The 19136-nt window shown below is 71.7% G+C and carries 17 protein-coding genes; 8 read left to right on the forward strand and 9 right to left on the reverse strand.

What is annotated here, in order from left to right; translation table 11 throughout:
- The first annotated feature begins 57 nt into the window (after window positions 1-57).
- Window positions 58-1311 carry an SMI1/KNR4 family protein gene (locus ACYVK7_RS17435; RefSeq protein WP_460888991.1) on the forward strand — a complete coding sequence of 418 codons (1254 nt, stop codon included), beginning with the start codon at window positions 58-60 and terminating at the stop codon, window positions 1309-1311.
- 72 nt (window positions 1312-1383) lie between these two features.
- Here the strand turns inward: ACYVK7_RS17435 and ACYVK7_RS17440 are convergent, their stop codons facing one another.
- The 9 genes from ACYVK7_RS17440 to ACYVK7_RS17480 all read right to left on the reverse strand — a co-directional run bounded on the left by ACYVK7_RS17440 (window position 1384) and on the right by ACYVK7_RS17480 (window position 12134).
- Window positions 1384-2913 carry an MDR family MFS transporter gene (locus tag ACYVK7_RS17440; RefSeq protein WP_460888992.1) on the reverse strand — a complete coding sequence of 510 codons (1530 nt, stop codon included), beginning with the start codon at window positions 2911-2913 and terminating at the stop codon, window positions 1384-1386.
- A gap of 143 nt (window positions 2914-3056) precedes the next feature.
- On the reverse strand, window positions 3057-4355 hold the full coding sequence (locus tag ACYVK7_RS17445) for a M23 family metallopeptidase (protein ID WP_460888993.1): 1299 nt from the start codon (window positions 4353-4355) through the stop codon (window positions 3057-3059).
- Window positions 4352-4978, reverse strand: coding sequence for a hypothetical protein (locus tag ACYVK7_RS17450; protein WP_460888994.1), 627 nt, complete (start codon window positions 4976-4978; stop codon window positions 4352-4354). The genes ACYVK7_RS17445 and ACYVK7_RS17450 overlap by 4 nt, the downstream gene beginning before the upstream one ends.
- Complete coding sequence (locus ACYVK7_RS17455; protein ID WP_460888995.1) at window positions 4978-6960, reverse strand: hypothetical protein; 1983 nt, start codon at window positions 6958-6960, stop codon at window positions 4978-4980. The genes ACYVK7_RS17450 and ACYVK7_RS17455 overlap by 1 nt, the downstream gene beginning before the upstream one ends.
- Entirely contained in the window at window positions 6957-9488 is a 2532-nt protein-coding gene (locus tag ACYVK7_RS17460) for an ATP-binding protein (protein WP_460888996.1), read from the reverse strand. The genes ACYVK7_RS17455 and ACYVK7_RS17460 overlap by 4 nt, the downstream gene beginning before the upstream one ends.
- Before the next feature lie 6 nt (window positions 9489-9494).
- The gene (locus ACYVK7_RS17465) at window positions 9495-10235 is read right to left on the reverse strand and encodes a hypothetical protein (RefSeq protein WP_460888997.1); all 741 of its coding nucleotides are present in this window, start codon (window positions 10233-10235) and stop codon (window positions 9495-9497) included.
- A 125-nt stretch (window positions 10236-10360) separates the two neighbouring features.
- On the reverse strand, window positions 10361-10648 hold the full coding sequence (locus ACYVK7_RS17470; protein WP_460888998.1) for a hypothetical protein: 288 nt from the start codon (window positions 10646-10648) through the stop codon (window positions 10361-10363).
- Between the two features lie 14 nt (window positions 10649-10662).
- Window positions 10663-11808 (reverse strand): conjugal transfer protein, encoded by a 1146-nt coding sequence (locus ACYVK7_RS17475; RefSeq protein WP_460888999.1) that lies wholly within the window; start codon window positions 11806-11808, stop codon window positions 10663-10665.
- Window positions 11805-12134, reverse strand: a complete 330-nt coding sequence (locus ACYVK7_RS17480) for a hypothetical protein (RefSeq protein ID WP_460889000.1) — start codon at window positions 12132-12134, stop codon at window positions 11805-11807. The genes ACYVK7_RS17475 and ACYVK7_RS17480 overlap by 4 nt, the downstream gene beginning before the upstream one ends.
- Window positions 12135-12361: 227 nt before the next feature.
- On the opposite strand from ACYVK7_RS17480, the gene ACYVK7_RS17485 reads away from it, so the two are divergent.
- The 7 genes from ACYVK7_RS17485 (at window position 12362) to ACYVK7_RS17515 (ending at window position 19136) form a co-directional block, all read left to right on the forward strand.
- A complete protein-coding gene (locus tag ACYVK7_RS17485; RefSeq protein WP_460889001.1) occupies window positions 12362-13219 on the forward strand; it encodes a hypothetical protein in 858 nt (285 codons plus the stop codon).
- A gap of 509 nt (window positions 13220-13728) precedes the next feature.
- The gene (locus ACYVK7_RS17490; RefSeq protein WP_460889002.1) at window positions 13729-14427 is read left to right on the forward strand and encodes an SAF domain-containing protein; all 699 of its coding nucleotides are present in this window, start codon (window positions 13729-13731) and stop codon (window positions 14425-14427) included.
- 5 nt (window positions 14428-14432) lie between these two features.
- Window positions 14433-15332, forward strand: a complete 900-nt coding sequence (locus ACYVK7_RS17495; RefSeq protein WP_460889003.1) for a hypothetical protein — start codon at window positions 14433-14435, stop codon at window positions 15330-15332.
- Window positions 15329-16957: a CpaF family protein gene (locus ACYVK7_RS17500; protein WP_460889004.1), complete on the forward strand. Its 1629-nt coding sequence runs from the start codon at window positions 15329-15331 to the stop codon at window positions 16955-16957. The genes ACYVK7_RS17495 and ACYVK7_RS17500 overlap by 4 nt, the downstream gene beginning before the upstream one ends.
- A complete protein-coding gene (locus ACYVK7_RS17505; RefSeq protein WP_460889005.1) occupies window positions 16954-17832 on the forward strand; it encodes a type II secretion system F family protein in 879 nt (292 codons plus the stop codon). Before ACYVK7_RS17500 ends, ACYVK7_RS17505 begins: the two co-directional genes overlap by 4 nt.
- 1 nt (window position 17833) lies before the next feature.
- A complete protein-coding gene (locus ACYVK7_RS17510; RefSeq protein ID WP_460889006.1) occupies window positions 17834-18754 on the forward strand; it encodes a hypothetical protein in 921 nt (306 codons plus the stop codon).
- An 85-nt stretch (window positions 18755-18839) separates the two neighbouring features.
- Window positions 18840-19136 (forward strand): hypothetical protein, encoded by a 297-nt coding sequence (locus tag ACYVK7_RS17515; protein WP_460889007.1) that lies wholly within the window; start codon window positions 18840-18842, stop codon window positions 19134-19136.

The raw sequence follows: 19136 nt of genomic DNA on the forward strand, positions 1-19136 counted from the left end.
GAAGTCTACGGAACGTCGACCCGACACGCCTAGGCACAAGACGGCATCATGTGCCTGGTGAGCCTCACCGAATGGCAGACCTGGGAACCGTTCGTCGACGCGCTGCGGCGCTCCGCGCCGCCCGCCACCGAAGCCAGCGAGTTCGTCGGCACCGTCGGTCGCGGGGCGTGGCAGGGCAGCTACCTGGACGACGGCGACGCCGATGCCCGCCGCGACCACCATCGCGCGCTCGCCCGCGAGGCGGCACGGTCCGGAGGGCGCGGGCCGAAGGCCGACCTCGACGACGCGCTGCGCACGATCGCCGAGCTCACACCCGATGCCGAGCGGCTCGTACGGGTCTGCGCCGCTGCCCGCCCCGCCGACGACGCGGTCGAGCTGTTCGCGCTGCCGCCCGCCGTCGTCTCCGGGCCGGCCGCTCCGGTGCTCGAGGTGGTGCTGGAGCCGGGCGCCCTGCCGATGCAGTACCGGGCGACGATCGTCCCGGCGCCGAACGCCACCGTGGCCCCGTCGGCCGATCCGGACGCGGTGGCGCGCGTGGTCGCCGACCGGATGCCGGAGGCGGTCGGCGCGGTGCCCGACGAGCTCGCCGCGGCCGAGGTGAGCCTGCCCGGTGGCGTCTCTCTGCCCGACGAGGTGCGTGCCCTGTATGCCACGGCGGGCTCGGGCAGCCTGAGGCTCGGCAGAGAGGACGGGCTGTTCGGTGGGTTCGAGATCGTGCCGCTCGGCGACGGCCTGCTGCGCGAGGCGTTCTTGCCCGCTGCCCGCTTCGACACCTGGACCGCCGACGCGGACACGATGGCGCCGGAGGACCCCGCGCGCAGGGTGCAGGCCGTCATCGGGTCACCGCTCTGGTTTCCCGTGGGGACGGACGGCGCGGGGAACGTCTACGCCACCGACCTGGCGCCGGCCGCGAACGGGCACATCGGGCAGGTCGTGTTCCTCGATCACGAGCGGCATGCCGGGGCCGTGTACCGGGCGGAGAGCCTGGCGGCGCTGCTCGTGGGGCGGCAGGTCGTTCTCGACGGCACCGAGCAGCGGGGAGGCGCAACCGACCAGACGGTCGACCTGACGCGGGACGAGTTCCTGAGCCTCGACCCGGCCGGGTGGACGGAGCGGCTCGACGCGGGGGCCGTGCCCGACACGCTCAAGGCGGCCGGTCTGGTGCCCGACCGCGCCCGTCCGCCGGCGCTGACGGATGCCGTCTCCGTGGCGAACCGGCTGCTCGAGCTGCGCGGCCTGGAGCCGATCGGCGTCACCCGCATCGCTCGCGAGGAGAAGAAGAGCTTGCTCGGCCGCCTCTTCGACCGCTGATACGCGCCCGGGTACGACGAAGGGCAGGAACCGGTGCCCCGGCTCCTGCCCTCGCGTCTCGGCCGCAGCGTGTCAGTGACCGCCCTGGAACTCGCCGTCGGACTCAGGGCGCTTGATCAGCGTCGCCAGGCCGATGGTCAGGGCCATCACGCCCGCGCCGATCCCGAAGGCCAGGCCGGCTCCGCTGGTCATGGCGTCGGCGGCGGACACACCCGTCTCGGCCAGGGAGTCCGACCGGAGGGTCATGATGGCCACGAACAGCGCGATCCCGGCTGCTCCGGCGACCTGCTGCACCGTGTTGATCGTGGCCGAACCGTGCGAGTACTGGTGCGGCTCCAGCACCCCGAGCGCGGAGCTGAACAGCGGCGTGAACACCGCGGACAGGCCCAGGCTGAGCAGGATGTGCGCGCCGAGCACGTAGAACGGCGAGGTGCCGGGGTGGAGGAACGCGAGCAGGCCGATCCCGACGGTGACGAGCACGGTGCCCGGCACGAGGAGCGGACGCGGCCCGACCTTGTCGTACCAGCGGCCGACGACCGGGCCCAGCAGACCCATGGCGAGTCCGCCGGGCAGCACGATGAGGCCGGACTGGAGCGGCGTCAGACCCATCGCGTCCTGCAGCACCAGCGGCAGCACGATCAGGGTGCCGAGCATGGCGAGCATCGAGACCGACATGATGCCGATGGCCACCCGGAAGTTGCTGTGGAGGAACGTGCGCAGGTCGAGCAGCGCGGAGTTGGTGCGCTGCCGCACGAGCTGCCGCCACACGAACAGACCCAGGAACACCAGTCCGGCGCTCAGCGGGATCCACGGGTTCAGCGTGCCCGCACTCGCGTGCGCACCCTCGCCGAGACCGGACAGGCCCCACACGAGCCCGCCGAACGCCACGAGCGCGAGGAGCAGGGAGACCGGGTCGAGGTGGTGCTTGTCCTTGTCGGACACGTCGCGGATCCACAGCAGGCCGGCGACGAGCGAGAGCACCGCGATGGGCAGCACGACGCCGAACACGCCGCGCCAGCCCAGCGGTTCCAGGATCACGCCCGACAGGGTCGGGCCGAGGGCCGGGGCCGCCGCGATGACGAGGCCGACGTTGCCCATCACCCGGCCGCGCATGTGCGGCGGGACGATGGTCATGATGGTCGTCATGAGCAGCGGCATCATGATCGCCGTGCCGGTCGCCTGCACCACGCGACCCGTCACGAGGATCGCGAAGCCCGGGGCGAGCATCGCCAGAGCGGTTCCGACGGTGAACAGCGCCATCGCCAGCAGGTAGGCACCGCGCGTGCCGAGCCGGTTGATGAGGAACCCGGTCGCCGGGATGACGACGGCCATCGTCAGCAGGAACGCCGTGGTGAGCCACTGGCCGACCGTCGCGGTGACCCCCAGCTCGTCCATGATGGGCGGGAGCGCCACCGACATGGTCGTCTCGTTCAGGATCACCGTGAACGCGCTCGCCATGAGCAGCGCGATGGCGCGGAAGTGGCCGGGGGCCAGCTTGTCGGTGCGCGACGGGGCCGCCCCGGTCGGTGCCACGCCCGTCGAGGGCGCCTTCGCCGGTGGCTCGCCCAGGTGGTCGGACGTGTCGATGGTGCCGGTACTCATGTGTTCCCTCTCGGTACGGTGCGCGCGGGCCGAGATCGGGAGCGACACTGCACACGACCTACGTCTAACGACGCCGGATCATCGTCGGGTATTCCCACCGAGGATCGCGACCTCTTTTTACCGACGTCTGCGGTGAGCAGAAGTCATCGGTCCGCGTCCGCGGGCTCCACGCCGTCCGGTGCGTCACCCGGGGCGACCGACTCGGTCACCGGGGCCGCGACCCCGAGGGTCACACCCTGCTGGGCCATGAAGGGTTCCGGGTTCACCGCCTGCCCGTTCACCCGCACCTCGTAGTGCAGGTGGCAGCCCGACGAGGTGCCCGCACCCGCCGGGTCGATGCGCGAGTCGCCGCCCATGGACGCGATCTGCTGTCCCGCCTGCACCGTGTCGCCGACCCGCACCAGGTTGGTGCCGGTGAGCAGGTGGCCGTACGTCGAGTCGAGGCCCATGCCGTGCTCGATGCGAATCGTGTTGCCGGTACCCCAGCCGGTCGCCCCGGAGATCACGACGCGCCCCGCGGCGGCCGCGAACACCTGGGTACCGCACGACGCCGCGATGTCCTGGCCGAGGTGATAGGTCGACGCACCGGCGATACCGGTGCTGCGCGGCCCGAAGCCGGACGCCTTGGACCCGACGGCCGGGTTGGCCCACCCGCCGGCACCGACCGCGGCGTTGCCGATCGAGCCGCTCATGCAGGGCGCACCGGCCGCGGCGCCCTGGATGGACTGCGACAGGGCGGCCAGGTCCTGCTTGTCCGCACCGCTGACGAGCTGCATCACCTCGAGTGACTGGTCCCAGTACTTCTGGTAGTGGTACGGGTCGGCGTTCCGCTGCGCCTTGTGCGCCGCGATGGTCGGCTCGAGCGTCTCCCAGCCGGTCACGCCGAGCAGCCGGTCGTAGAACCGGCCCGACGACTGCACGGGGTCAAGGCGCTCCTCGACCGTGCCGTACCACTTCTGCTCCTGGAACATGCCGATCGAGGAGGTGAGCGTCCCGTCCGGGTTGCGCACCCCGAACCGGTCGTCGCCGTAGTCGAGGTTGCGCATGCCCGACTCGCCGAGCGCCGTCATCACGGCGATGGCCTGGGCCCTTCCTGGCACGCCCCGCTCCTGGCCCACCTGCAGGATCACCGACGCGTTCTGCAGCTGCTCGCCCGTGAAGCCCCCGGCCGACGTCGCCTGGCCACCGGCCGGCACGACCGACGCCGACAGGCTGCAGCCGTCTCGTGACTGGTTCTCGCTCACGGCACCGCCCACCAGCACGACCATCGCGATGACCGCGGCCGGCAGTGCCAGGACGGCCGCGACCAGCACGCCCAGCACGAGCAGGGCACGCCTGGTCGAGTCGTCCTTCCCCCCACGCCTGCCCGGCCGCCCGCCCCTGGACCGGACCGCCTGCGCGGCCACGCGTGTCGCGAGCCCGGTGGTGCCCTGCCCGCTCACGACCCCTCCGGCGGCCTGATCTGCTCGGCGAGCCAGGGAGCCGCGCCGTCGGCCCGGGTCAGGAGCACCGTGTACCTGCCGATGTCCGTCGGCACAGCCACCTCGGCGAGCAGCGTCGAGGTCTCGTCGGTGACCTCCGGCTCACCCGTCACCTCGGTGACCGGGACGAGCCGCGGGTCCACGTCCTGGTAGACGGGCTGCGCCTGAGGGGTGAGCAATGGCTTGAGCCCGGTCCACCACTCGTCAGCGGTCTGGTCGGTCGCTGCGAAGGCGGCGACCGTGGCGCGGGCCGCGTCGCGTGCGGCGGTCCGGACCGCCTCGTTCCAGGACGCCTCGACGGGTTCGCTGGGTGCCGTCTCGTCGAACTCGGGCTCGGCCGACACCTCGGTCGCCGGCTCGCCCGCTCCCGGCTGTCCCTCGACCTCCTCGGTGGCGGGCGGCACCGCCGCGTCGTTCCCGGTGGAGCTCGCCGGGTCGCCGAAGTCGTCCGGGGACCCGGGAGCCAGCACGCCGGAGCTCTCCTGCGCGGAGGGGTCGACAGGGCCCCCCTCGCGCGGCCAGCCGATCCAGGTGCCGATCGCGAGGGCGACCACCGTGATCACCACGATGACTACACGTTTCATCAGCGACCCAGCCCTCGCATCTGACGGCGGCCGGGGTTGTGCACGATCGCCGAGGGCTGCGGCCCGCCGGCCTGCGGCGCCCCACCCTGGCGTGCGGCGTTGAGCGACTGGGCCAGCCGGGCGGCGCTCTGCGACCGTTCACCCTTGCGGGCGAGCCCGCGTGCTGCCCCGAGCGTCTGCTTGGCCTGCCTGGCCTTGCGCACCACGCTGAGCGCCTTGGAGGCACCCACCGCCGCGCTGGACGTGCCGCCGCTCGCGACCATGGATCCCGCCTGCAGGGCGACCGACGTGCCGGTGCGTCGTGCGCTGCCCAGCCGGTCGCTGAGGCGCTCGCCGGCGGTCGGCGGCAGGTGCGGGCCGGGCTCGTTCGAGGGCTTCTCCCCGGCGTTCGAGCCGTCCGGCAGCGGGTCGCCCCCGCGGCCGCCGTCGGGCGACCCGTCCTGGACGCTGCGCGCCGCGGTGGTCCAGGCGTTGCCACGGCTGTCGGTGCCGTCGGCGCCGTCGGGCCCGACCGGAGCGCCGGAACCGTCGACCGGGATGGGCATCGTGCGGTTCTCGTCGCCCGTGCCGGCCGAACCACCGGAGACGCCGCCCGTGGTGCTGCCGACCGAGCCACCGCCGGGGTTCCCGTCCATGGCGGACGGGCCGGCGGCGGGGACGTCGTCGCCGTCGACCTCGAGTCCCTGGCCGTTCGGCTTCACGGGCGCCGGGCCCAGGCCGACACCCGCCCACTCCTTGGCCTTGTTGTAGCGCCCGCGCCACTTCGCACTGCCGTCCCACGGCATCGCGGCGGGCTCGCCCACCTGCGAGGGCACGCCGGCGGCCGCCAGCTTGTCCGCGAGGCCGCGCAGCGCCGCCCGCACGCTCGCACCCATCAGCACGTAGAACACCGCGCCGGCGATCACCAGCGTGTTGAACAGGTACAGGCGGACGAGGAACGGCAGGCCGCTCGTGGCGTCGTAGAAGCCGAGCAGCATCTTCATCCACGCCACGAGGAACATCGTGGCCATGGCGACGAGGATGCACCCGAAGCCGACGCTCGCGAACGTACGGAAGAGCTGGGCACGGGTACCGCTCGAGACCACACCGACGGGGAGCTGCCACAGCAGCTTGATCGCCGACCAGCCCAGCAGGAGCACCGCGAAGATGGTGCCGCCGACGATCACCACGGACAGCAGCAGGAACACGAACCCGGTGGTGAGCAGGCTGAGCGTGGAGACGACGGTGCCGGCGTCGACGTTGGCCGCCGCCTCCTTGTACGCGGAGTCGCAGGACCCGATCGCGTCGACGGCGTCGTCCCGCCCCACGTTCTCGGTGTAGGTGTCCTCGCAGCCCGTGCCGTCGATGACCGTGCCGTAGTTGATGATCTGGTGCGGCGCGCGGAGCAGGGTGTCCACGAGCTGCCCCTTGAGGCCCTCACGGATCACCGTGGAGTCCCGCTGGAACGACGCACCCTCCGTGGCGAAGCCGGTGGCGATGTCCATGCCGGCGTTGCGCGACTGCATGATGACGCCCTGCTCGCCGCCGATCGTCGCCATGGGGTTCGCGAGGAACCCGGTGGCGAGAGCCGCGATGAGACAGCCGATCAGCAGCTCCATGAAGCCGCCGGCGAACCGACCCTTGAGCAGCCAGAAGCCGACCACGAACGCCAGGATGATGAGCATCAGGTTGAGCAGGCCGATCTGCGCGATCATGCCCTGCACGATGATGCTCAGCCCGGCCAGGGGCGCCAGGATGTAGCCGAGCCAGTCCATGCCGAGCACCCAGTCGAGCACCCAGATCTGCACGGCGACCATGTCCCGGTACCAGACCCAGAACATGCCGGCGAGGGTCGAGAAGATCTCGGAGTCGACGTTCAGCGGGTTCCACGGCGAGCCCGTGTCCCACTGGAGCGTGAACCGGTCGACGGCCACGCCCTGCGTGTCCTCGAGGTTCAGCCCGCCGCCCGGATCAGCGGACGGTAGCGGCGCGAGCCGGTTCATGACCCGATCACCGCACCGGTGGAGCTGGTGGGCGTGGTCTTCACGGTCTTGGCGCGGCTCTCCACCAGCGGCGCCATGACCTTCGCCCGGCCGTACCGGGCCTGGAAGTCGCGGATGAGGCACTCGCCCCGCCGCTCCTCCGTCACGCCGACGGCGGCATCGGTCACCGGGGCGGTGCCCTCGGTGACGAGCTTGACCAGTCCCTCGTCCACGGGCGCACTCACCGGGAGGCCGTGCAGCCAGCGCAGCCCGCGGCGGGCGAGGTTCGCGTCACGGTGCCGCAGGAGCACACGGAACGGGATCAGGCCGCGGACCACCTCGTTGCCGAAGTCCTCCTCGGCGTCGTGGCTGCCGAGCAGGAGCGCCGCCTTGTGCTTACGGCCGTCCCGGATGAACATGCCGATCTCCTCGGCGGCCTCCGGTGACGACATGGTCTTGGACGCCTCGTCGGCGGCGAAGATGTCGAGCCTGGAACGGTCGGCGAAGCAGCGGTACCTGGCGAGGGCGGCGATCAGCGCGAACGTGGCACGGCCGAACACCTTTTCCGCCTTGAGCTCCGCGAACAGGTGTCCGTGCTCCATGTCGGCCTTCGACGGCAGCTGCATCTTGTGGGTGTGCAGCACGATCGCCGGCGAGCTCAGGTCGAGCGGCGGCAGCGAGTCGTCGAAGAGCGCGCGCCCGAAGTCGAGCTCCGAGAAGATCCGCATCTCGTCGGCGAGCATGCGGGCGCCCGGGTACTCGCAGTCCACCTCGAGGTGGCGGGCGAGCGAGCCGAGCGACGTGATCTTGTGCCGCCACATGTACTCGGTCTGCAGCACCTTGGACAGCAGCACGTTCTGCTCGGACTTGGTCTGCACCGACAGCAGCACGGTGATGAAGGCGCGGGCCACGCGTGGCGCCTGCGCCGGCGGCAGGATCCGCAGCGGGTCCATGGAGACCGTCGCGTCCTCGGAGATCTCGACCACCTGCGAGCCCGGGATCTCCGAGACGGCGACGCCCCACTCGCCCATCTCGGTGTGGTCCACCGCCATGAGCGTGGCACCCATGTCCACGTTGTCCATGGCCACGGTCTTCATGCTGACCGATTTACCCGAACCGAGCTCGCCGACGAATCCCATCGCGAGGGCCACGTCCAGCTTGTCCGTCGCACCCGCCAGGTTCACGAACACGGGGTTCGGCCGTGCGGCCCCGTTGGAGATCTCCAGGGCGAACAGCGCGCCGGAGGTGTCCCCGAGCTCCGTGGTCGCGAACGGCACGGCCGCCGAGAACGCCCGCGCCGTCGTGATCTGCGAGTACTCCCGCACGGCGCGCGGCGTCGGCATGCCGGGCAGGGTGGCGTCGAAGAGGGTCGGCTGGATCGTGGGGTCGGTGCGCAGCGAGAACTGCATCGCGGCGAAGTACTTGGTGAGGTCACGCGCGTCGTCGAGCGCCTGCTCGGGGGTGTGGCCGGAGACGGTGAACATCGTGGTGGCGTCCACCTCGACCTCGAGCTCGTCCGCGTCCATGACCGCCTGGTACTCGCCCAGCGCGCGCGCCGTCGTGTCGAGGGAGGACCCGGCACGCTCCTCCTCGGAGCGCTGGTCGAACTGGTCGTTGAGCGTGCGCACGGCGCGCCGGTTGCGGTTGGTCACCTCGTCGCGGGAGCGCACGGTCATGCGGATCGCCCAGTCGCACGGCACGCCCGACTCGTCGACCCGGCCGATCCACTCGCACCCGGGGTACACGATCCCGCCCGACGGGGTGTCGCTCACCACGAGCGTCGTCTGGTAGGACGCGAGCTCGGGGTTGGTGGGGTCGAGCACCTTGACGTAGGGCCGCTTCAGGATCTGCAGGGGGCCCAGCTTCTTCTCGGAGTCGGTCTGCCCGGCCGGGTCCACGAGCGCGGACGGCAGCACGGACGGCCCGGACAGGTGCATCTCGGCGTCCAGCGACCCGTCGACGGGGACCGCCGTGTCCAGGCCGAGGCCGCGCTGCATCGCGTGCCCGAACATCCATGCCATCTCGGCGACCGTCGCCGGCCGCGGGTCGAACGCCGACGGCATCTCCTTGCGGAGCGCCTCGGCCTGCGCGGCGCGCTCACCGACCGCGTGCCTGCCCGGCACGGACCGCGGCATCATCAGCGTGTCCTGGAGCGTGGTCCAGCTGGCGTGGAGGGGCTCCATGAACGCCTTGGCGCCCGGGTTGGCCAGGGGGGCGGCGATCCAGTGGACGCGGCGCCCGATCGGGATCTGCTCCAGGAAGTCGAGGGTGGCCTCGCACTCGGCGGCCCACGCCTCGCGCTCGGTCAGGTCGACGCCCTCGATCATCGACAGCACGACCGATGCCGGGTCGGTGGCCGCCGTCAGACCCAGGTGCAGCGACTCGCCGCGCAACGCGCGGTAGAGGGCGGTGTGGTGCCGCCGTGCCGTGTGCTTCTTGTCGTCGGGCTGGAATGCGTAGGGCACAGGTGACACGCGCCAGACCGCCCAGACGGTCCCGGTGCGGGTCCACATGAGGCCGTCGGTCAAGGCCGAGATGTGGCTCAGCATGGGGGCTCAGTCCTCTCGCGGGGTGGTGGGGGCCGGCTTGTCGGTCTGCTGCGGTTTCCCGGCGAGCAGCTGCCCGACGCCGGTGAGGCCTGCGGTCTTGCGGTCAGGGGCCGTCGCCGCGGCGGTCGCTGCGGCCGCCGCCCAGTCGGCGGGTGAGCGCTTGTCGGGGCGTGGCCGGGGCTCCTGAGCCGGGGCGGGTTGGAGGCGCCGGCCGTCGAACGTCGCGTCGGCGGGCCCCCGGCTGGTCAGCTCCGGCAGGAGCTCGGTCGGTATCGGCTGGACCGCCACCGGGCGTTGCGGCTCGGCGGCGACGGGAGCCGGCCGGCTGACGGGCGCCTCGGCACGCGGTGCCGCGACGGTGGTCGGTCGCGGCAGCACGACCATGACCCGGTGGGTCATGAGCCGTGGCTTGGGCAGGGCCACCTGTCCGCCGGCCAGGCGACCCGGGCTGGAGGTCAGGTTCATCGCGTCCATGACGAACGCGATGGGGTTGCGACCGGTGCTGGGGAGCTTGCCGGTGGCCCAGACCACGCCGACCACGACCCCCACGGCCACCACGATGTTCATGAACCCGCCCAGCTGTGCCCACAGCGGAGCGGTCTTCCACAGTGCGAACGCCACCACGGCGCCCGCTCCCACCTGAGTGATCGTGTACGGGCCGCCCCAGATGCGCCCGCCGCTGGGTAGCTTCCCCACCAGCATGGGGATGCGACGGGCCTTCGTGTAGAACTTCGCGGTCTCGGTCACCGGACACCCTCCTCACCACGTGCTGGGCGCGCGAACGCGCCCACCTGACCAACCCTGTGCTGACCAACCCTGTGTCGTGCCCACAGCGTCCTGCCCATGTCCCGGCCCTGGCGGTCCCGGCGCGGTCAGAGCACCGTCTGCGTGCTCACGATGGCCGTGCCGGAGGCGAACTCGTCCCTGGCGAGGTCGGAGGTGACGTTGATGCCTCCGTTCACGAGCCACAGGACGATGCCGCCGACGATCGCGGACATCAGGATCGCCGCGATCGACATCTTCGTCTTCACCGCGGTGATGACGACCATGAGGATGACGACCACGAAGGTCACCGACTCGATGGCACTCTTGACCTCCTCGGACTTGACGGTGATGAGGTCGAGGAAGCCACCGCTGGCCATAACGATCTCGTTGATCATGGTTCTCTCCTTCGTTACTCCCCGGCGGTGCCGGGGTCGGTGCCGGATGGCGTCGTGTCGATACGGACGGCCGGCTCGAGGCCGGCAACCTCCCAGCGGCCATCACGCGCGACGAGCGTGAGGACGTACTGGGCGGTGGTCTTCTCCCCGTCGAGCCGCGTGAGCTCGACGGTGGTCAAGGCATGCGTGCCCTTGTCGTCGGCCGGGTCCTCCGCGACCTCGTGCGAACCCTTGATGCCCGTGACGGTCACGGCCGAGTACGGCGCGGGGAGCACGGCGTTGATCGACGTGCCGGGGCGCAGGTAGCGCGTGATCTCGCCGTCTCCGGCGACCAGGGCCGAGAGGAACCCGGTGACGGACTCGCCGGCGGCCGAGGTCGGGGAGATGGTCTCGGGGTAGTCGAGGTTCGGCGGCTCGGCGGCGGACGCCGGACCGGGCACCGGTGCGGGCAGCGCCAGAGCGGTCACGGCCAGCTCCGGTCCCGACCACCTGGTGTCCGTGCGATCGACCAGCACCGGCACCTGGAAGTAGCGCCGCACCCAGACGAGCGGCACCTCCGCCTTCTCCTTGTCGGCCTTGGCACCGGCCGGCGGGGGTGTGGAGCCGGGAGCGGGCTCGGCGACGTCGACGCCCACGGTCACCGACCAGACGCCGTCGTCCGTCTGCTCGACCTGGGCCACCGACGAGTCGCGGATGGTCAGACCCTCCTGGGGGAGAGAGCCGACCGGGGCGTTCGTCAGGGAAGCGATCAGCTGCTTGTCGTCGCTGTCGGCCCGCAGCCAGGTCTCGACGAGCTCGACCGCTCGTTCGTTCGCCGCGGCGGTCTCCCCGGTGCTCGCCGCGCCGGCGGCCGCCGAGACGGGGGCCGGCGCGGGCCGCAGCGCGGTCCACACCAGTGCGGCGGGCCCGGCCAGCAGCGCCAGCGCGAGCAGCGCGCCCCAGGCCTTGGTCACCAGGGCCGGTCCGTTGGACCACTCGACGACCTGCGGGGGAGGGTTCTCGCCGTCGTCACCGCCGCCCGACGACGACGGGGGCGTCGCGGGCCGGTCGGGCCCACCGGTCCACGGCGAGCCGGTACTGGAGGCGCCGTCGGCCGGCGCGGGCAGCTCGGCCGGCTTGGCGGCCTTCTTGCCACGCCGGCGGACGAGGAGCGAGCTCATCGGGTCCGCACCTCGTTCTGCAGGTCCGCCCGGATGCGCGCGCGGGCCTCGCGGGCGCTGCGCACGCGAGGGCTGTCGAGCGCCTCGGTCAGGCGAACGGTCGTGTCCTCCTCGCCGAGGGGGTCCTCGGTGAGGGAGGCGATGAGGTCGCGCACCAGGGGCGCCACCTCACCGCGTGCCGCGTGCACCTCGGCGGTGTCGCGGAGCAGGGACCACGTGTGGTCGAAGTCCGGTGCATCGGGTTCCGCACTGCGGACGACCGCACTGCCGAGGTCGGTGCTGCCGAGTCCGGCGCCGGGCGCCTGGTCGAGCTCGTCCTTGCTCATCTCGCCTCTCCCGTTTCTCCGTCTCTTGCGTCTGCTGAGCACAAATGGCAGGTGACGAGTTCGTGTGACATCGGTAGTGGCCGGGTTTTCGCCAACTGTGACGCAGGTCACACAGGCTCCGGACGAGCGGGCAACAGTGGCGGGCAACACCCCCTCGGTGGACTCGGTGCAGACCGGAGGGGGGAACCGCCATGCCTGCACGGACGCCTGCACCAGCAGGAACGCTGATGCGCGAGCTCGACCACGACTGGGCCGACCTGGTCCGCACACGATCCTTCGCGACCGAGATCGAGCGCCTCGCCACGCGGTTCCCGCAGATCGCAGGACTGCGTACGGGGGAGGCCGTGCAGCTCGCGCCGGACGAGGCGGACGAGGTGCTCTACGCGCTCATCGTCGAGCACGCCGGCGGCAGCTTCGCCGCAGGGCGCGCGGTGCTGCAGTGCATGCTTCCCGCGGTGCGCACCATCGTGCGCCGCTCGCGTCGGCACTACCCGGACGTGCAGGACCTCGAGCAGGAGGCCGCCGCCGCGATGTGGGACGCGATCACCCACTACGACCTCGACCGCAGCAGCCGGGTGGCGATGCGGCTCCAGGGCCACACCCTCACGCGCGTCGTGGGCGACCGGGCCCCGCACGCGCAGGGCGGCCGGGCGAGCCGCGGGCCGCGGGTCGCGGAGATCCCCACCGACGCGTTCACGCTGACCGCCCTCGAGCGGCCTACGACGCCCGAACCCGGGCCGGACGCGGTCTACTCCCTCGCGAGCATGTCCCTCGGCACCACGGGCGAGGTGCTCGACGTGATCGCGTGGGGCCTCGACAAGTGCGCGCTGACGCGGGACGAGTCAGCGCTCCTGGCGCGGCTGTACGCGCCGGACCCCGATCTCCCGGAGTACGCCGAGCTCGGCTCGGGTCGCGGGAACTATCAGCGGCGGGTGGCCCACGAGCTGGGCATCTCGCACGCAGCCTTGCGCCAGCGGGCGAGTCGCGCAGTGCGACGGCTGGCGGAAGCCGTTCAGTCCGGTGGTCTGTCTGGGGGACAGCCGGGCGAACGGGACGGTGAGGGGCGACGACGACCGACGGGCTGAGCACTGGGGGGTGCGTGAAGCCCTGACCGTCGTCCGAAGTCCACTCATCGCGAGAGGGCCCCACCGCCAGCGGGGCCCTCTCGTTCTGTCCCCATACCTCCCGACCTGCCCCGAATGTAAAGATCCCTTCAGGGTGAACTTTGCACGGGGAGGGTGGCGCGGGAGGCTATTCTCACGGCCTGACCTGCAGAGTCAACACCACGGTTGTGGTTATGACGTGCCAGCGGAAGATCGTTTCAAGGTCACTCAATATTCAAGCCATCTCCACAACTTTGAAGTCTGCTTGACCTAGCGGGCACCCGGAACCCTGATTAGCGTTCAACCTGCCGGGTTCGCCCGTGTGGATGAGGATTGCCTGCGGTGACACGCGTGTGCCACCAGCAGGGAAGCCCCTCGATCAGCACGGCAGGAGCACGGTGGAGACAGGCGCACGGATGGGAACCTCGATGGGTCCCGCACCGGGGGAACCCGAGGCGGACTCCGCCGACGGGCTCGGAGGAGACGGCACGGTGAGTAGCAGCACGAAGGTCGCGAACCAGGAGAAGCACGCTCGGTCAGCGACACCACCCCAGCGACCCGCACCCCCCGGGCCGCTCAAACCGACGCGCGCCCGCCGCCGTCCCGCGCTCATCGCCCTCGGCCTCGCGCTCGTCGCCCTGAGCGTGCTCGCGGCCGTGTACCTGACCAGCACGCTCGGTCAGACCTACCAGGCGCTCGCGATCAAGGGCGACGTGCCACGCGGCACCGAGATCACGTCCGCGAACATCGTGACGATCGAGCTGCCCAAGGGCCGGACCCTGCTCGACCCCATCCCGGCCGAGGAGTTCAGCCAGATCGTGGACCAGAGCAAGGTCGCCGCGGTCGACCTCACCAACGGCCAGCTGCTCACGCGCGCCAGCGTCGCGGACGAGCTCCAGCCCCCGGCGGGACAGTCCGTCGTTGGCGTCGCGCTCGCCCCCAACCAGATGCCCGCACAGGACAAGCTGAACGCCGGCGACACCGTGCGCATCGTCGAGACCCCGGCGACCGGAGGTGAGCCGCCGGCCCAGGCGCCGCTGACTATCACCGCGACCGTGGTCAGCGTCGAACCGTCGCCGCTGGGCGACCAGACCGTCGTCGACGTCCAGGTCTCGTCGAACAACGCGGCGGCCCTCGCGGCCCGTGCTGCGACGGGTCGCGTGGCGATGGTCATCGACGGGGCCGGGTGATCTGCGTGGCTCTCGTCGCCCTCGCCAACGCGAAGGGCTCCCCGGGAACCACGACGGCGGCCCTCGTGCTGGCGCTCCAGTGGCCCCGCCCGGTACTCCTCGTCGAGGCGGACCTGGCAGGGTCGTCGATCCTGGCCGGCTACTTCCGTGGGCAGCTGCCGCACGACCGCGGCCTCCAGCCGCTCGCGATCGCGCACTCCCACGGCGAGCTCGAGGCCTCGTTCTGGGAGCAGACCATCCCGCTCGTGCGCAACGACCCGGACAAGAAGCTGCTGCCCGGCATCATCAGCCCGCACACCGCGCCGGCCGTCGCGAACCTGTGGGGGCCACTGGCCAACCAGCTCGTCGCGCTGGAGCGCGGCGGCATCGACGTCCTGGTCGACCTCGGACGGCTCGGGTCCGGCGGCGTCGTGCGCGAGGACCGCGAGCCGATCGTCCGGCTCGCGGACCAGGTGCTGATCACCACCGGCTCCCGTCTGCCCGACATCGCCGTGACGCGGGAGCTCGTCAAGTCCCGCACCTCGGTGGTCGACGCGGCGGCGCGCGAGCTCACCAACCTCACTGCCCTGACCGTCGGCCCCGGCCGGCCGTACGACGCCAACGAGATCGCCAGGACGCTCGGCCTCGGGACCGTGGGCTCCCTGGCCTGGGACCCCGTGAACGCCGAGGTGCTGTCCGTCGGCTCGCCCGCCGGACGCCGGTACTCGACGTCGCCGCTCGTGCGCTCGGCCGGGCCCGTGATCTCGCGGCTCCAGGACCGCACCGAGAAGCGCCGCGCCCGGTTCGCCACCGGCCCACTCGCCGGAGGCGGTGCGTCCGGCCCGCGCAGGCCGCCCGAGCACCCGGACGAGCTCTCGCCGACCGCGCAGGGCGGCCCGTGGCGGGACGGCAGGGGGAACGCATGAGCACGCCCGAGTTCCCTGACCTGTCCTCCTTGCCGATCTTCCACGAGGCGGAGGACCAGCCGCGCGCACTGCCACGCCGAGATCCTGCTCCCGAGGGCGGGACCGGGCACGACAGGCGGCCCGGCCCGGCGCAGAACCGGGGCGTGCCGGTCGTGCACGCCAACGGCGCACCGCGCACGGCCGGTGCGCCGGCGGTGAACGGTGGCGGGGCATCCGGGAACGGTGCGTCCCCCTGGGTCGGGGCGGTCGCCCGTGCCGGCCGGGAGTATCACGGCCAGCCCGGCAACCCCCGGCTGCGCGACTCCGAGTTCTGGCGCCAGGTCAACAGCCTGCGCGGCGAGGTGTCCGCACGGCTGACGACGGCGCTGTCGACGCGAGAGCTGGACGAGGAGCAGCGCGAGGCGCTGGGCCAGGAGCTGATCCAGCAGGTGGTGCGCGACCACAACGACGCGCTGCTCTCCGGCGGCCAGCGGAACTGGACCCCCGAGTACCAGGTCGAGGTGACGCGCGCGCTGTTCGACGCACTCTTCCGGCTCGGCCGCCTGCAGCCGCTCATCGACACCCCGGACGTGGAGAACATCGAGATCACGGGCACGGCGCCCGTGCTCCTGCTGATGGGCGACGGGCGCCGCACGTATGCGGAACCCATCGCGGACTCCGACGCCGAGCTCATCGACTTTCTCCAGTTCCTCGCGGCGCGCGACCCCGCCAACGAGCGGTCGTTCACGCGCGCCAACCCGTTCCTCAACCTGGACCTGCCGGGTCGCGTGCGGCTTGCCGCCGTCGGTTGGGTGGTGCCGTGGCCGCGCGTCACGATCCGCCTCCAGCGCCTGCAGTCCGTCGACCTCGAGCTGCTGCGCCGGAACCGCACCGTCGACACCGTGCTGGCGGAGTTCCTCACGGCGGCGGTCCGTGCCCGCAAGTCGATTGTCGTGTCCGGGCAGGGCCAGGGCAGCGGTAAAACGACCCTTCTGCGGGCCTTGTGTGCCGGGCTGGATGCCTGGGAGTCCATCGCAACCATCGAGACCGACTACGAGCTCTATCTGCACCTCGAGCCCGAGAAGCACAAGCGCGTGGTCGCCCTGCGCACCCGCGAGGGGTCCGGCGAGATGAACGCGACGGGCCGTCGCGTGGGCGAGATCAACACCAACGTGAACGTGTACGAGTCGCTGCGGCACAACATCTCCCGCGTCATCGTGGGCGAGGTGCGCGGGCCCGAGATCGTGTCCATGTTCCAGGCCATGCAGATGGGTAACGGCTCGCTGTCGACGGTGCACGCCGACGGCGCGCGCGACGTCGTCGAACGCCTGGTCGGCATGGCCGTGCAGGACTCGACGCTGTCGGAGACCTACGCGTACCGGCAGGTGGCGCAGTCGGTCGACCTCATCGTCTTCCTCCGGGTCGACGTCGGATCCGACGGCCTGCGCCGTCGCTACGTCTCCGAGGTCATCGAGGTCACGCGCGGCGAGGCCGGCAACCCGGTCGCGGTCACCGACGTGTTCGAGCCGGGGCCGGACGGCCGTGCGGTGCCGAAGACGACGCCGTCGTTCCTCGCCGACCTGGAGGCGGAGGGCTTCGACGCGAGCCTCCTGAACTACCGCGAAGGGCTCTGGGGAGTCTCATGACCCTGCTGATCGCGGTGCTGACCGGGCTCGGTCTGGGGCTTGGGCTGTGGTTCGTCGTCGTCGGGGCGCAGAAGTTCGAGCCGACTCCGAAGCCTGTGCGGACCACGCCGCCCTTCCACGGGCTGCTCCGCCTGTTCGGCCTGACCAAGGGCGGGCCGCTCTACGCGCAGCGCAGGCTGCTCGGGATCGGGGCCGTGGTGGGCCTCGTGATCGGGATCGTGACCGGCTGGTGGTCCCTGATCCTCATCATTCCGGTGCTGATCGTCGGCCTGCCCTCGCTGTTCCGGACCACCACGCAGTCCAACGAGGTGGAGAAGCTGACCGACCTGACCGCCTGGGTGCGATCGCTGATCGGCGTGCTGTCCGGCGGCGCCGTCGGGCTGGAGCAGGCCATCGCGGCCACGCTGCACAGCGCGGCGCCGTCCGTGCGGCCGTCGCTCGCACGGCTCGTCGCGCGGCTGGAGGCGCGCCAGCCCATCAAGCCGGCGCTCTACCGGTGGGCGGAGGAGATGGACGACTACTCGGCGGACATGATCGCCTCCGCGATGATCCTCGAGTCGGACAACCGTACGGGCGCCGTGGCGCCGGCGCTCCGGCAGCTCGCCGAGTCCCTCTCGGCGCAGGCCAAGGCGCGGCGCGAGATCGAGACCGAGCGTTCGACCGGCCGCGCGACGGTGCGCTGGGTGACCATCGTGACGCTCGTGGTGCTGGCCGCCACGGCGATGTCCGGTTACCTCAGCGGCTACGACTCGCCCCTGGGCCAGGTCGTGGCGGTGGTCCTGTTCTGCGCGTACGTGGTCTGCCTGCTGTGGATGCGCAAGATCAGCCTCGGGCAGCCGATCCCGCGGTTCCTCCCCGACGAGCGGAGGCTCTGACATGTGGCCGTGGGCAGTGGGGATCGGCGTGCTTGGTGGGCTCGGCCTCTTCCTCGTCGTGCGTGAGCTGCTGCCGTCGACGCCGCGGCTCCAGTCGGCGCTGGACCGGCTGAGCGGCGACGACAAGATCGAGCCCATCACGGTGTCCGACGGCGGCGAGCTGACCGCCACCCAGCGGTACACCCAGCTGTTCGGGGCCTGGGCGCAGCGCCGGCTGCCGATCGCGCTGCTGGGCCGGGGCGGCCCCACGCACGCGGACCTCGACCTCATCGGCAAGACCGCCACTGACCACTACGGCGAGAAGGCCCTCGGTACGGTCATCACGCTGGTCGCGGTGCCGTTCCTCGGGCTGTGCGTGGGCCTGCTGAACCTCGGCATGCCCGTGTCGGTGCCGGTGGGGGCGGCCGTCGTGTTCGCCCTCGGTGCCTGGTTCCTGCCGGACCTCGATGCCCGGTCCAAGGCGAAGCGCGCCCGGCAGGAGTTCGCGCGCGCGGTGTCGACGTACCTCGAGCTGCTCGCGATCGAGCGCATCTCCGGCGCCGGCGCCACGCAGGCGACGTTCGCCGCGGCGCAGGTGGCGGGGTCCTGGCCCTTCCGGCGGATCGCGGCGACGCTCGAACGGAGCCGCTGGGAGGGGCAGGCGCCCTGGGTGGCGCTGCGGGAGCTCGGCGAGGAGGTCCAGGTGGACGCCCTCGGTGAGGTCGCCTCGATCGTCGAGCTCGCCGGTACCCAGGGGTCGGCGATCCACGACCAGCTGCAGTCCAAGGCGGCGGCCATGCGGGACGCGCAGCTGGACGTCGAACAGCAGCTCGCCCACGACGCGACGGTCCGCATGACGGTGCCGGGCACGATGACCGTTTTCGTGTACTTTTTGATGCTCATTTTCCCGATCGGGGTCACAATGTTTCAGACTGCCCCCTGAACCTGGTCGTCCCCCGTGGCGCCTTCGTGTCACACGAGCCGGTTCTTACCCATTTGTTGAAGTCGACAGCACCCCAGGAGTCAACATGAACCAGCACCTGAGCCAGGGCCGGTCGGCGACGTCGCGCGTCGCCGCACGGGCTTCGTTGCGCGCGGCTGCGGCGCGTGGTCGCGTCGACGCCCTGAACACCCGCTTCGCCGAGCGTTCGGCCGAGCTCCGCCGCCGGCTGGCCGCGGAGCGCTCGGGCGAGCCCGACGAGGCAGGGCTGGAGTCCATCGAGGTGGTCGTGCTGTCCGTCGTGGGGCTCGGCATCGCCATCGCGCTCGGCGCGGCGATCAAGGGCCTCGTCGACCGCTACATGTCGCAGCTCGGGGGGCCGTAA

Source organism: Promicromonospora xylanilytica (assembly GCF_054782895.1).